The 13502-nt window shown below is 55.3% G+C and carries 11 protein-coding genes and 1 pseudogene; 1 reads left to right on the forward strand and 11 read right to left on the reverse strand.

The window, feature by feature from the left end; all coding sequences use genetic code 11:
- Positions 1-76 precede the first annotated feature (76 nt).
- The 8 genes from glpX to tmk all read right to left on the reverse strand — a co-directional run bounded on the left by glpX (position 77) and on the right by tmk (position 7142).
- Positions 77-1090 carry a fructose-bisphosphatase class II gene (gene glpX / locus CSA35_07710; protein ID PIE54148.1) on the reverse strand — a complete coding sequence of 338 codons (1014 nt, stop codon included), beginning with the start codon at positions 1088-1090 and terminating at the stop codon, positions 77-79.
- Positions 1090-2403 carry an adenylosuccinate lyase gene (locus CSA35_07715; protein PIE54149.1) on the reverse strand — a complete coding sequence of 438 codons (1314 nt, stop codon included), beginning with the start codon at positions 2401-2403 and terminating at the stop codon, positions 1090-1092. Before CSA35_07715 ends, glpX begins: the two co-directional genes overlap by 1 nt.
- Complete coding sequence (locus CSA35_07720; GenBank protein PIE54150.1) at positions 2400-3149, reverse strand: hypothetical protein; 750 nt, start codon at positions 3147-3149, stop codon at positions 2400-2402. The genes CSA35_07715 and CSA35_07720 overlap by 4 nt, the downstream gene beginning before the upstream one ends.
- On the reverse strand, positions 3146-4072 hold the full coding sequence (locus CSA35_07725; GenBank protein PIE54151.1) for a signal recognition particle-docking protein FtsY: 927 nt from the start codon (positions 4070-4072) through the stop codon (positions 3146-3148). Before CSA35_07725 ends, CSA35_07720 begins: the two co-directional genes overlap by 4 nt.
- A complete protein-coding gene (locus tag CSA35_07730; GenBank protein ID PIE54160.1) occupies positions 4072-5274 on the reverse strand; it encodes a hypothetical protein in 1203 nt (400 codons plus the stop codon). The genes CSA35_07725 and CSA35_07730 overlap by 1 nt, the downstream gene beginning before the upstream one ends.
- Positions 5275-5347: 73 nt before the next feature.
- Positions 5348-6115: a hypothetical protein gene (locus tag CSA35_07735; GenBank protein PIE54152.1), complete on the reverse strand. Its 768-nt coding sequence runs from the start codon at positions 6113-6115 to the stop codon at positions 5348-5350.
- Positions 6091-6519, reverse strand: coding sequence for a hypothetical protein (locus tag CSA35_07740; protein PIE54153.1), 429 nt, complete (start codon positions 6517-6519; stop codon positions 6091-6093). Before CSA35_07740 ends, CSA35_07735 begins: the two co-directional genes overlap by 25 nt.
- Positions 6516-7142 (reverse strand): dTMP kinase, encoded by a 627-nt coding sequence (gene tmk, locus CSA35_07745; GenBank protein PIE54161.1) that lies wholly within the window; start codon positions 7140-7142, stop codon positions 6516-6518. The genes CSA35_07740 and tmk overlap by 4 nt, the downstream gene beginning before the upstream one ends.
- Positions 7143-7203: 61 nt before the next feature.
- Here tmk and CSA35_07750 point away from each other — a divergent pair, with 61 nt between their 5' ends.
- A complete protein-coding gene (locus tag CSA35_07750; protein PIE54154.1) occupies positions 7204-8586 on the forward strand; it encodes a peptidase M18 in 1383 nt (460 codons plus the stop codon).
- A gap of 17 nt (positions 8587-8603) precedes the next feature.
- Here the strand turns inward: CSA35_07750 and CSA35_07755 are convergent, their stop codons facing one another.
- From CSA35_07755 to ggt, 3 genes and pseudogenes are all read right to left on the reverse strand, one after another.
- Positions 8604-10379, reverse strand: coding sequence for a peptidase S55 (locus tag CSA35_07755; GenBank protein PIE54155.1), 1776 nt, complete (start codon positions 10377-10379; stop codon positions 8604-8606).
- A pseudogene (locus CSA35_07760) lies at positions 10364-11489 on the reverse strand (peptide chain release factor 2). The gene CSA35_07755 and the pseudogene CSA35_07760 overlap by 16 nt, the downstream one beginning before the upstream one ends.
- A gap of 157 nt (positions 11490-11646) precedes the next feature.
- Positions 11647-13326, reverse strand: a complete 1680-nt coding sequence (gene ggt / locus CSA35_07765) for a gamma-glutamyltransferase (GenBank protein PIE54162.1) — start codon at positions 13324-13326, stop codon at positions 11647-11649.
- Positions 13327-13502: the final 176 nt, after the last annotated feature.

Below are 13502 nucleotides of genomic sequence, written 5' to 3' on the forward strand. Positions count from 1 at the left end.
TTGTGCCTCCTAAAAATGGGTGTACACCTGCGACGAACGCGGCAGCTCCTCACAGAACGCCGACCGTTCGGCGTCCCTATCCACAATGTTTATAATCGATTCCACTGATAGCGTCAAGTTTTTTAGGACGATGAATCGCCTCCACATATCGAACTGTGCCGCTCTTGGACCGCATAACCAGGGAATTGGTAACGATCCGCTCGCTTTCGTACCGAACGCCCGACAGAAAATCACCGTCGGTTACCCCCGTAGCTGAGAAGAAAACGTCGTCACTGGAGACCAGATCGTTCAGGGTCAGGACCTGCTCCAAGTTCAATCCCTGGGCTTGGGCACATGACCGGTCGTGGTCATCTCGGGTCCAGAGTTTGCCCTGCATACTGCCTCCCAATGCCTTGACAGCACACGCTGTGATAACGGCCTCGGGCGTCCCGCCAATTCCCATAAGCATATCGGCACCCCGATCGGTCTTGCAGGTCAGGAGAGCTCCGGCGATATCTCCGTCGGGGATAAGCTTGATCCTGGCTCCAGCGGAACGTATATCGGCGATAAGATCGGCGTGTCTCGGGCGATCCAACACGACGACGGTCACGTCGCAAACATCTTTTTTCTTGGCTTTGGCAACGTTCTGGATGTTCTCCGCCACGGAAGCCTCAATATTCACGACATCCTTAGCCTCCGGGCCAACCACCAACTTATTCATGTAGAACACGCATTTAGGATCGAACAGAGTTCCCCGAGGTGCTACAGCCACCACGCTGATGGCACCGCTCAACCCCAGAGCCGTAAGTCGGGTTCCGTCGATAGGATCCACGGCTATATCTACCTGGGGACCATCACCGGTCCCCAGAGCCTCGCCGTTGAACAACATGGGGGCTTCGTCCTTCTCGCCCTCGCCAATGACCACCACTCCGTCCATGTGGATAGTGTTGAGCATATATCGCATAGCGTTCACGGCCGCCCCATCGGCGGCGTTCTTGTTCCCCCGGCCCATCCACCGCCCAGCAGCCATAGCGGCTGCCTCGGTTCCCCGACAGAATTCCAACGCCATATTACGGTCGGGTGTACGATCAACGCAGGTTCGATTCGTCATCACAAGACCTCCTCTCGCCCTGATCGGGTAAAACGGTCGAAAACAGCATCCACGTGACGGAAATAGTGATCCTCGGCAAAAAGGGCGTCCAAGTCATCTCCACTGAGGGAGGCCACCACCCGGTCGTCTACCCCAAGAAGATCCCTAAACGTCCCCTCCCCATCCCAACATCTCATGGCGTTGGACTGGACGACAGCATAGGCATCCTCTCGACTCAGCCCCCGCTCGACCAGGCCCAACAGCACCCTCTGGCTGAAAACCAACCCTTTCGTGAGATCCAGGTTCCGCCTCATCTGATCGACATCGACGGTCATACCTCGGACTACCTGTTCCAGAAGCCGAGCCATGTAGTGGGCCAGGTGAAACGAGTCGGGCCAGGCAATTCTCTCTACCGACGAGTGGCTAATGTCCCGCTCGTGCCATAGAGCCACGTTCTCCAAGGCAGCCAAGTGATACGACCTCAGAAGACGCGCCATGCCGGTGATCCTCTCGCAGAGGATGGGATTTTTTTTATGAGGCATAGCCGACGATCCCTTCTGTTTGCTACCAAACGGCTCCAGTACCTCCATGACCTCGGTCCGCTGAAGATGGCGAATCTCCATCGCGATACGCTCCATACCACATCCCAGACTCGCGAGAGCATAGGATACCTGGGCATGACGATCTCTCTGGACAACCTGAGTAGATACAGGATCGGCCTTGAGCCCCAGGGCAGCACAGACCTTTTCCTCAAAATCCGGCGAGCTGTGAGCAAAGGTCCCGACAGCTCCAGAGAACGTACCGTATCCGATAGCCTCTTGAGCCACCGCCAGACGTTCCCGATCTCTGGAAATTTGAGAGTACCAGTTCAGGACCTTCAAACCAAAGGTTGTGGGCTCAGCATGAATACCGTGGGACCGCCCCACACAGGGAGTCCGACGGTGATGATCGGCGGTTTTCCACAAAACATCCAGAAGGGAATCCACCTGAGCCAAAATCACGTCCAGCGCCGCCATAAGCCGAAGGGCACTGGCAGTATCCAGAACATCGCTGCTGGTAAGTCCCATGTGGATATACCGTCCGCTGGGTCCCACGTGCGAAGCCATATCGGTGACGAAGGCGATCACGTCGTGATGGACCTCCGCCTCAATACGGGCGATGGAGTCCACATCGAAGTCGCTCCTGGCCTGGATATCGTCCATGGCGTCTTTAGGGATAGCGCCCAGGTCACACCAGACCCGAGACGCCTCGATCTCGACGTTCATCCAGGTTCTGTATTGATTTTCGAGGGACCATATTTTTCTCATCTCGTCGGTCTCATAGCGCCTGATCATGCTTCGTCCTCCTCGTCGGGCCCATCCTTTCGGGAAGGACCATCGATCTCAATATACCCCAAAAGCTCGTTCTCCCACCGGCAGGGTAGAATCTCAGCCTCGCCTTTTCCATCGGCCATACGATCCAGACGAACTAAAACCTCCCCCCGACGCTCCGCTCTATCCCACAGAGTGTGTCCTACAGCAGCCCACCATCCTATATCCTTCGCAAGTGAGACGTCACAGCTTACGTCTTCCACTAAATAGAAATGCCCTTCCAGCCGGGAGAGGTACAGACGCCGCTCTCCATGAGCCAAAAGAAGAGTACCCTTTACCTCAAGGGACCGGATACCCTGGGACGGGATAAGCAGTACGCCGAACTCCTGAATCATCCGACGATTAGCCGTGATCTTGTTCCGAAAGACGGCAATAAGCGGTAGAGGAACATGCCACCAGTCGGGCAACTCCTCATTTTGCCCTTTCTCAATGACCTGGGCGTGTTCATCCATCTGCATAAGCCGAAATCCATGTCCGTCCAGGACCAAGACAGGACTACCCATCAGGGATTCATCTTTGGCAGGGCAGCCACGTTCCATCAGGACATCAACGATAGACGCCTCCCCCAAACCCATTCCCATAAAGGCGACAAGCCGTTCTTTCCGGAGAGTCCATCGACTACCGTTTCCCTCAACGAGGAGCCAATCTGCTCGATGGCCATACAGACGGCGCAGTGCTTCCTCAACGGAGATTGAGAGAGAATCCCTCACAATTCCTGCTCCTGAGAGAGCAGCGCATCCACAAAAGTCCTCGGTTCGAAGGGAGCCAGATCCTCCATCGATTCCCCTAGACCGATATATCTGATGGGGAGTTTTAATTCGTGGGCAATAGCCAAGACAATACCTCCCTTGGCGGAATTATCGTATTTCGCCAGGACCACGCCGGTCAGAGGAGCAGCTTCGTTGAACAGCCGAGCCTGTTGCAGGGCATTTTGCCCCATGACAGCGTCCAGAACCAGCAGGGACTCCACATTCTCCGACCCCAGCTCCCGGGTCACCACTCGATAGATCTTGCCTAACTCCTCCATGAGGTTGTGCTTAGATTGAAGCCGTCCTGCCGTATCGACGAACACCACGTCGGCCGACGCCGATCGGGCTGCGTTGATGGCGTCGTACGCAACAGCAGCAGCGTCGCTTCCCTGCTGATGGGCAATCACCCGGAGACCAAGGCGATCTCCCCACACCTGAAGTTGTTCCGAGGCCGCAGCCCGAAACGTATCCGCCCCGGCCAGAAGGACCTTCCTGCCCTCCACCGTCAGTTGATGGGCCAATTTGCCCGTAGTGGTCGTCTTCCCACTTCCGTTGACTCCGACCATTACCACCGCCGCCAGATCGTCGGAGTCCCCTATAGGCTCTCCCATAGCAGGCACGGCCTCTAAAATCTCCACCAACATATCCTGAAAAGAACGAAGCAGTTCTTCCCGATCTCGAAGGCCATCTCGACGAGCAAGGTCTCGAAGACGAGAGACCAGGTGCTCCGACAGATCAAGCCCCACATCTCCGGCAATCAGTCGTTCCTCCAGTTCCTCCCAGAACGACTCGTCAATTTTTCCAGAAAAAAGGACAGCCAAGCCATGGCCCCACCGACCTCGAGCCTTCTGAATTTTTGACGCAACTCCTTTAAAAAAAGCCATCAGCTCTGGATGCCTCCTTTAGGCCTCTCGGACCGGTCATTGCCTGACGGACGAACTCCTGTTTTTTTCTTTCGACGGCGGCGAGACGACGACCGGGAGGTCTCCTGGGACGCTCCATCCGTTCGTTTCGCCTGGGGCGGTTTGGGCTTCGACGATGTTCTCCCTTCCCTGGAAGGATAACCACCTGATACCGACTGATCTATTATTCTCTTTTTCTTCGAGCGGCGACGATTGTGGGAGATGGAGCTCTCCTCAGAGCCAGATGACAAAGGCTGGACAGTCTTTTCAGACCCACGTTGGTCCTTGTTTCTCTGTCCGACCCTAGTTTTCTCTCGAGCCGACCTTTGAGGAGGAGATTCCTTCTGAGAAATGGAGGAAAAGTCGACGGGGTCTAGCTCAACCTCGTTTTCGGGAGATCGAATGTATTCCTGCCAATCCCTGTTATTCAGCACCGCTTCTTTGAACTGAGCAAACTTACCTACGGGGACGGACACATGAGCACCTCCCGGAGCTCTGACCAAAGCATCTTCACCGTAGACATCGACCCCCATGAGGATGAAAAGCCCCTGATCGGAGCGGATCTTGTTACCAGGGCTGGGTAATTTTTTCCAAAGCTCCCGATAGTTCTTATGCTCGTAACTCATACAGCACATGAGACGACCACAAATGCCGGATATCTTCGTGGGATTCAGTGCCAGATTCTGTTCTTTGACCATCTTGATCCCGATCGGAAGAAAGTTATGAAGCCAGTAGCTACAACAACATGGCCTGCCACAGGGAGCGATGCCTCGGGCAACCTTGGCCTCGTCCCGAACGCCAATCTGACGAAGCTCAATCCTGGTACGGAACTCCCTGGCCAGGTCCCGGACATACGCGCGAAAGTCCACCCGTTGCTCCGCCGTGAAGTAGAAAAAGAGCTTTTTTTTGTTCAATAGAAACTCTACATCGATGATTTTCATGGACAGACGATGTTTCGCAAGGATTTTTCGGGCCTGAAGGAGGATTTCCTCCTCTTCCTGTCGATTCTCCCTGTCGATCCGAACGTCCTCTTCGCTGGCCTGAGAGATGAAGGTTACCGAATGGACCCCGGGCTCACTTCCCTGGGCTCCATCCCCGGAATTTGCCTCGTTCGCCTTGCTATAGGCTACCACCTGCTCCCCGGTGACCTTTCCCCCTACAACAGCCACCTCACCCCCCCGCATGGATTCCACGATAACAGGCTCCCCAGGCACTAAAGACGGAGAGTCCACCTCGATCACGCCCAGGTACCGAGGTTTACCGAAAATGATCAGATATAAGCTCAAAAGGATATTCCTCCTTGATCAATAAATACGCAAGATCGGCGACCATCGTCGCCGAAAGATGGGTCCGAGCAGCCAGAAAAACCAGTTGAGACAGGCCTGCTGCCTCCTTCAGACGACCCTGTGCAGTCAGGGAGATCTCCATACCCCTCAGCTCCGTCAGGAGATCGCCGACTTGAGCTTTCTGGCTTACTCGAGCTATCCACGTCAACCACGCTGCCTCTCCATCAGGGACGGGGAGCGCCTCAATCAGCTCCTCCTGAGGGAACCGAAGGAACCATGAACGGCTTCTGAGGGTAGTGATAAGCCCATCCCTCTCCATGAGAAAAAACACATGACCATGGCTTGGCGGCTCCTCAGCTATCTTGAGCATGCTGTTGGCGGCATTGAGGTTCATCTGATCAGCACAGAGGATCGCAGCGATACGCCGAGAGGACACCACAGGATAAAGACGAAGAGCGTCCGATATTCGTCGACACTCATTAACCGACGGAGGTCCATCCTCACCGACGATAAGCAGATCAGGATGTCCCTCGTCACTCCAGGCCAGACAGGACGGACATTGGCCGCAACAAGTACGATCCCGACAAAGCCAGAATCGAGCCACGGACCACAGAAGCTGACGCTGGTACATCTCCGGGATAACCAAGGCCACGGCCGAAGGAAGCACAGCCCGGTTCAGAGCCTCCATGAGTCCAGACCAGGCCGTACACTCAGTTATAGCAGCAGGGAGAGAATACATCCCTTGATGTCCTCCATAAGCTCAAGGGCCCGAGTCCTCTGGCCCTCTCGAAACAAGACATCTTCCAGATCATGAAGCCAGGCCTCCGTCTGTTCCAATATAACGAAACCACGGGCACCAGTCCGACGCCATCGGAGATCCCGCTTCAGACGAACCCCTTTGAGAGCCCGATCCAGAAGCTGCCGAACCAGCTCCCTGTAGCGAACCAGGACGACCGTGGACGGAACTCGAGAGAGTTTAGCGCTCACGTCATCCAGCTCCCGAAGAAGGAATTCGAGCTCCATGGCGTGAAACGCCTTCTCGAAAGGAGTCTCGCCAGTCTGAACAGCAGATCGTTTTTCATCCCCTCGAAAAGGCACATCGATGCCACCGGAATGGTCACGGCCCAGAGGATGAATCTTCATGGCATCCCCATCCCAAGGGCGTTCAGGACAGCCGAAAAAACCTCATGAGGGGTTCCCACACCATCAATACGCCACACCCGCTGGGGATTCTCGTCACAAAGGGTCCGAAAGCCCCGAGCTGCCAGCTCTATGAGAGAACGATTTTCCTCAAGTCGATCCGGTATTCCCTCCCGGTACCCAACCCGCTCCATTGCCAAAGACACGGGGAGATCCACCCACAGAGTTCTATCCGGCATGGGAAAGGCCGCCCGGCGAAACAAGTCCCGGACAAAATCACGATCCTGTCCCCGACCAAAACACTGGTAGGCCACGGTGGAATCAACGTAGCGGTCGCAGATGACCGTATCTCCCCGACTCAAAGCAGGAAAGACGACCTGAGCGAGATGTTCGCAGCGATCAGCGACAAATAGAAACAGTTCCGTTTGATCATGGACGAAGGCCCCCTCCAAGAGAAGTTCTCGAAGCAAGCTCCCCTGAGACCAATCGCCAGGTTCCCTGGTTAACACGACAGTTCGCCCTTGGGCCACGAACCAATCCCGAAGGAAAGCCGCCTGGGTAGACTTGCCGCACCCATCGATTCCCTCAAAGGTGATAAACGTCCCTTTTTGATGCGAACCTCTCATCTGTGGCATATAATACCCTCGTTTCTCGTACAAGGAAAATCCCATATAAGGAGGCTCTTCAATGGCACAGAAAAAAACTCATGCCAAGCGGAACGGGTGGAACCACTACACTCCAGAAGATGCTCAACCATCGGTTCGGTTTCTCATGAAGACGGTCAGCCAAAATAAGACCGAGCGGGAGTGGATTCGGTGGCTCCGAAGCGACCTGGCTCGGCGAGGCGCCGTGCAGACCGGTACAGAAAAACTAGCTCCCGGAGATCGTGTCTACCTGGACTGGAAAGGCCGGGCTTTTCTGGCAGCTGTCATCGGAACGAACGGTCTGGATTCGGGCGTCACGGTCATCGCCTCCCATGTGGATTCTCCCCGAGTGGACATAAAGGGGCGTCCCCTCTACGAAGAGGGGAACCTCGCCTTCCTCGACTGCCATTATTACGGAGGTTTGAAAAAATATCAATGGACCAACATCCCCCTGGCTCTTCACGGTGAAATTCACGGAACCGACGGGAGCACCCGACCGGTAATCCTGGGAGAGGAGCCTTCCGATCCAGTTCTGACCATTCCCGATCTTGAACCACACGTAGACAGAGACATGGCATCTCGCAAGGCATCGGAGACCGTCATCGGCGAGGATCTGGACGCCCTGACAGGACACCGGCCTCTCGGCAACGAGAAACACGCCGTCAAGGCTGGAATACTCAAACTGCTTCAGGAGAACTGGTCCATGGCCGAAAAGGACTTTTTAGCCGCAGATCTCGCCCTGGTTCCCGCCGGTCCTGCACGATTTGCCGGATTTGACCGATCCATGGTGGCAGCCTACGGGCTTGACGACCGAGTCTGCACTGCCATGTCCTATAAAGCTTTTACGGACATGGACATGCCCAAACGCACGGCACTATTCATGGCAGTAGACCGGGAGGAAATCGGGAGCGAGAGCGTCGGAAGTGCTCAGGGAGCTTTTCTGGACCTCTTCCTTCTGGAGCTTCTCCAGGGGCTTGGCAAAAGTAGCGACATCCTCAGCTTAAAGCGACTCTACAGCCGAAGCTGCGCCATCAGCGCCGACGTGACAGCCGGGATGAATCCCCTGTACCCAAAAAACTACGTTCGAGACCAGCAGGCCCTTTTGGGCAACGGCATCGGGATGGTTAAGTTCTCGGGGCACGGGGGAAAATACGACGGCAACGAAGCCCGAGGCGAGTTCGTCGCCTCCGTAGTTGCCACGCTGGATCGGGCCTCGGTGCCATGGCAGACCGGCAGTTTCGGCAGAGTAGACAAGGCGGGCGGTGGAACAATCGCCAAATACCTCTCACGAACGGGAATGGACACGGTGGACATAGGTCCTCCGCTGCTCTCGATGCACGCACCTCTTGAGCTTGTGAGCATAGTGGACATAGAGGCCACCTATCAGGCTTACCGGGCTCTCTGGACCGATCTCCCCATGATCTGATGAGGAGGTCTCAAGCCCTACAAATCATCCCGTTGCTTTTTCGGTAGGACTATAAAGGTCTTCTGCAAAGAGCCCTCCACGTAGTACTCGGAACGATAAACCTTCATAGTCCCCTCCTTGATCTTCCGCCGACGAATCTCACCGGGGAACTCAGCAGATGGGGGCAACTCGGACTCCATGTCCTCTTGCCCCTGCTTCTGGTACATCAGCTCAATGATGACCTCGTTATTTCTCTCCCGATCGTCAAGTTCTCGAAAAAGCTCGGGAAGGCTCGATATGGAGCGATCCACGTCGCCGGGTTCATCTCCATCCGGCTCCCCTAATCCACCGCCTCGAACCACCACCTGACAGGGACCGGCAGTATCCTCAGGGACCTTTACACTAAAGGCCTTGGTTTGGCTCGCCCCTCTGTAAGGGCGGAGATCCACCGAGACCTGGATGGTTTCCCCCGGATTATACATATCCTTGTCCAGGTTGATGGCGTCAGCGTAAAGGATTTTCGGTTTTGCCGTCATATCCAGGTCGAAGCGAACTCCCAGGGGGAGAACAGTCTGAAATGGATTGAGGGGAACCAGGCGAACCAGATCCTCAACTGACTTTGTAAGACGTTCGGTAAGATCCTCTGGAGAAAAATAATAATCCGTATAGGACCACTTTCTACGCAAGCCTCCACCATCAAAGGACACCCTCATCTTGGCAGTTCCGGCACCCCGTCGGCCCCAGAGCCGATCCACGAGTCCCATGAACACTTTTGGGATGGTCTTAGGCACCAAAAACGGATCGGGAACGGTCCGAAAGTTCCGAACCTCCCAAATGCCCTGATCCAGGTCGTGAAGCCTGAGAGTCAGGTCCATGGCCGGCGCAAAACGCCCCAGATGCCCCCCCACGGCCTGGGGACGATCCTGGGTCAACGTCCCCACGATGGGGCCGAAAGAGCCGATCTTGAAAGGCGCCTGTATACTGGGGATTACGTGGTGAATCCAGGCCCGACAGACGGGAAACTCAACAGCCCCAGCCCCAAGAAACGGGTGTGCGAAAGCCAAAAAACGACCATCTCGGGAGAGCGCCGACAACGTCCCCGTAGCCCCCAACGTCACATCACCCCAGACAAGCATCACCCCCAGGGCATCGCCAGGCTTGAGAGACGCCTTAGTCTCCACTGTCTGAGCCCCCATCCATGTCCCCCCAGACAGGACAACCGGCAGCCCCAAGGCCTGGGATAGGCGATCCCGTGCCCGCTCCGACAAACCGGACAAAGCTAAGGCCCCTTTTTCCTGAGGGGTTCGACCACCACGGACAGAAGCGCCGACGGCGGAGACAGCAATCTCCGGCACGAACGGCCTCGACAGATCCTTCCACGAAAAGACCTGAACCATGTCCTCGATGGGCGTCACCAATCCTAAAGTATGGTCGCTGAAGCTCCACCCATAACCGATGGCACCGACGAGCCGATCACCGACGTACACGGGACTACCGCTCATGCCGGCAGCGATACCACCTGTGGCCTCAATCACCGGCCCTTCGGCCTTGATGACGATCAGATGAGATGGGCGATCGTCCTGGGGAATCACGCTCACCACGGAAATCGGAAAAGACACCACGTCGGTTCCCGAGACGACGGTATAGGCCTTTCCCCTCATACCAGGAGCCAGTTCCCTAACGGCCATGGTGGGAACTGTAGGAACAAAAGACGCCGAGGTGGCATGGACGAGATCTCCCTGAAGGAAAAATATCGACACGAAAAGGACAAAAAGCCCTCGGAAACGTACGTTCATACTTATCTCTTCTTCCATTGCAGATATGCCATTATAAACCGATCCAGATCGCCGTCCAGTACCGCCTGAACGTTGCCCGTCTCCTCTCCGGTCCGATGGTCCTTGATCATGGAATAGGGGTGAAGGACATATGATCGAATCTGGTTCCCCCAGGAGCTTTCTTTTTTGTCGTGAAGACTGTCGAGTTCATCCTGACGGGCTATCATAGACTGCTCGTACAACTTGCCCCGAAGAACCTGCATGGCCACAGCTCGATTCATGTGCTGGGACCGCTCGTTTTGACAGGAAACAACGATCCCTGTGGGAAGATGGGTGATCCGCACGGCTGAGTCTGTCATATTCACGTGCTGTCCTCCGGCTCCGCTGGAACGGAACGTATCGACTCGAAGATCCTCGGGCCGGATGTTAATCTCCACATCGTCGGGAATCTCTGGAGCCACGTCCACCGAGGCAAAACTAGTATGACGACGCTTGGCCGTATCAAAAGGCGAAATACGAACGAGCCGGTGAACCCCGACCTCGGCCTGAAGATACCCATAGGCCAGATCACCCTCTACAAAGAAAGTCACCGTCTTGATGCCCCCCTCGTAGTCTCGTTGATAATCCAGCACCTTGGTCCTATACCCGCGAACCTCACACCACCGGAGATACATTCGATACAGCATCTCGGCCCAATCCTGGGAATCGAGACCACCGGAGCCAGGGTGAACCGTCACGATTGCGTTGCTCTCGTCGTACTCGCCGTTCAGGAGCAGCTCCAGACTTCGTTGGTCAATCTGGCAGCGCAGATCCTGGGAGCGTCTGGAAAACTCGCTTTCCAGCTCCTCATCCTCTCCCTCGTCCAATAGCTCGGAAAGAACCATCAGATCCTGATACTCCGAGGATAAATACTTCCAGGACGAGAGTCGAGCTTCCAAACGTGCCAGGTCGGTTGAGACCTTTTGAGCGTCGTCTCGTCCCCAGAAATCGGGCAGAGCCATAAGCTCGTGGAAACGGGAGACCTCGTGCTTCAAAGTAGGCAGGTCAAAGACTGTCCTGCAGGGCCGACAACAGGCCCTGAAGTTCCTCCAATACGACGGATGTGGATAGAATCGTCACGTTTTCCGTACCTCCGTTTCTCAAAATCATAAACTAAAAGCTTATTATACCATCCATCGCTCTCGCGAATCACCGGATAAGGGCCACTCGATCGAACTCACGATAACGGTCCCAGATGCTACAAAAAAGCGAGCCATCCCCATGGAGTGACGGCTCGCCATGTTTATCGTGACTCGTACGTGATGCGCTAAAACCCCACGGGGACGCCGAGACGCCGACCATCAGCCCCGCCGTCCATGACGCCTTTAAGGTTATCGAACAGGATACCCTGTGCGGTCCCTAATTTTCCAGGAGCAGACAGATTGGTGTCGTAGCCCATAGCTCTCAGGGCACGTACCAAAGACGCATCGGCCCCGTTTCTATCCAGGAGCATCGTGCGGCCCGATTGGTTATGTATCCGACATTTCTCAATAGCCTCGTCCATAGTCATACCATGATCGATGACGTTCATGATAATCTGGACGATAGCCGTGATGATTCGAGTAGAGCCAGCGGCTCCTAGGCTCATAAAGGGCCGCCCCTGGGGGTCCAAAATAATGGTTGGACTCATAGACGAGAGAGGTCGTTTTCCGGGAGCCGGAGCGTTCACGCTCTCGGGATCTTGAGAGAAGTCGTCCATCTCGTTATTCAGGAGGATCCCATATCCAGGAACCATAACTCCTGAACCGCAGAAATAGTTGATGCTGTTGGTGGACGTAACGATGTTTCCCCTCTGATCCACAACGGAAAAGCTGGTGGTGGACTGGCGCTCACTTCCTACACCACCTACATAGGACGTTTTCTGCCCATTTGGTTCGTATTCCCAGGGATCACCTGGTTCTACCTCTTCGGCGACCGTCTCGGGTATTCGGGCAGCAAGAATCTGAGCATACTCCTTGGAGAGGAGGCCAGCCAGAGGCAGTTTCACAAAATCGGAGTCCGCCATGTATCTATTGCGATCAGCAAAGACGAGTTTTGTGGCCTCAGCCCAAGTGTGAGACATCGCTGGCGTATTATGCCCCATGGCCTTGACGTCGAAGTTTTCCATTATGTTCAGCAACTGAATAACATGGGTGCCTCCACTGGACGACGGTGGCATCGAGAAAATGCGGTAGCCCCGATAGGTCCCCTGAACTGGACGCCGAACACGTATTCTATAGCGTCTGAGATCATCCATGGTCATGGAGCCTCCTGCCTCGTTTACCGCCACCACCAGAGCCTCACCGATCTCACCGTTGTAGAACACATCCGAGCCTTTCTCTCCCACGAGACGGAAGGTCCTTGCCAGATCAGGTTGTTTCAAAACTCGACCAGCTTCCATAGGCAGCCCTTCCTCGAAGAAGGGGACCTTCTCGGGATCGTTATACCTGGAGAATCCATCAAAGTTCTCGGCGATGATGCCACTATGCATCCTGGACACCACGACCCCCTCTTCCGCCAGACGCACAGCGGGGGACGCCACTTGAGCTAAGGTCATTGTCCCGTAGGTTGAGAGAGCATACTCAATTCCCTTAAGCCAACCAGGGATCCCCACAGCTTTGCCTCCTCGAACTGACCATTTTTCTCCCTTGGACCGTTCCGAAGCGTACATATCCCTTGTAGCCGATGCGGGAGCCTCCTCCCGATAGTCGAGACAGATAACTTCGCCGGTCTCGGCAAATCGAATCGTCATATATCCACCGCCACCTATCCCTGAACCGTTAAACTCAACGACATTCAAGGCCAGTGCCGTAGCAACAGCCGCATCGATAGCGTTGCCTCCCCTGTGCAAGATGTCAATACCAGCCCTGGAAGCCAGCTCGTGAGCTGAGGAGACCATGCCGTGAGGTGCATATACATCGTTCACAACGGTCTCTTCCGCCATCACCGGCACTCCAAGCGTCAACATCACAAAAACCAGGGAGAGGAACACTTTTTTAATAAAACGTATCAATTCTGCCTCATCACAGCCGAGGATACCAGCGTAAACCGTCCCATCTCGGATCGAATCTCCTGAGACAACGTCTCCAGACTCTCCGCTTGATGGAACACCTTCTCGGCCATTCCAACCGCGCGAGTCGCTCC

The sequence above is a fragment of the Dethiosulfovibrio peptidovorans genome (assembly GCA_002748665.1).
Classification (GTDB): domain Bacteria; phylum Synergistota; class Synergistia; order Synergistales; family Dethiosulfovibrionaceae; genus Dethiosulfovibrio; species Dethiosulfovibrio peptidovorans_A.

Coding starts and splice junctions, on each gene's coding strand:
- glpX (PIE54148.1), bottom strand. CDS start 1,090: ATGACGAATCGAACCTGCGTTGATCGTACACCCGACCGTAATATGGCG.
- CSA35_07715 (PIE54149.1), bottom strand. CDS start 2,403: ATGATCAGGCGCTATGAGACCGACGAGATGAGAAAAATATGGTCCCTC.
- CSA35_07725 (PIE54151.1), bottom strand. CDS start 4,072: ATGGCTTTTTTTAAAGGAGTTGCGTCAAAAATTCAGAAGGCTCGAGGT.
- CSA35_07730 (PIE54160.1), bottom strand. CDS start 5,274: ATGCGGGGGGGTGAGGTGGCTGTTGTAGGGGGAAAGGTCACCGGGGAG.
- CSA35_07735 (PIE54152.1), bottom strand. CDS start 6,115: ATGTATTCTCTCCCTGCTGCTATAACTGAGTGTACGGCCTGGTCTGGA.
- CSA35_07740 (PIE54153.1), bottom strand. CDS start 6,519: ATGAAGATTCATCCTCTGGGCCGTGACCATTCCGGTGGCATCGATGTG.
- tmk (PIE54161.1), bottom strand. CDS start 7,142: ATGAGAGGTTCGCATCAAAAAGGGACGTTTATCACCTTTGAGGGAATC.
- CSA35_07750 (PIE54154.1), top strand. CDS start 7,204: ATGGCACAGAAAAAAACTCATGCCAAGCGGAACGGGTGGAACCACTAC.
- CSA35_07755 (PIE54155.1), bottom strand. CDS start 10,379: ATGGAAGAAGAGATAAGTATGAACGTACGTTTCCGAGGGCTTTTTGTC.
- ggt (PIE54162.1), bottom strand. CDS start 13,326: ATGTTGACGCTTGGAGTGCCGGTGATGGCGGAAGAGACCGTTGTGAAC.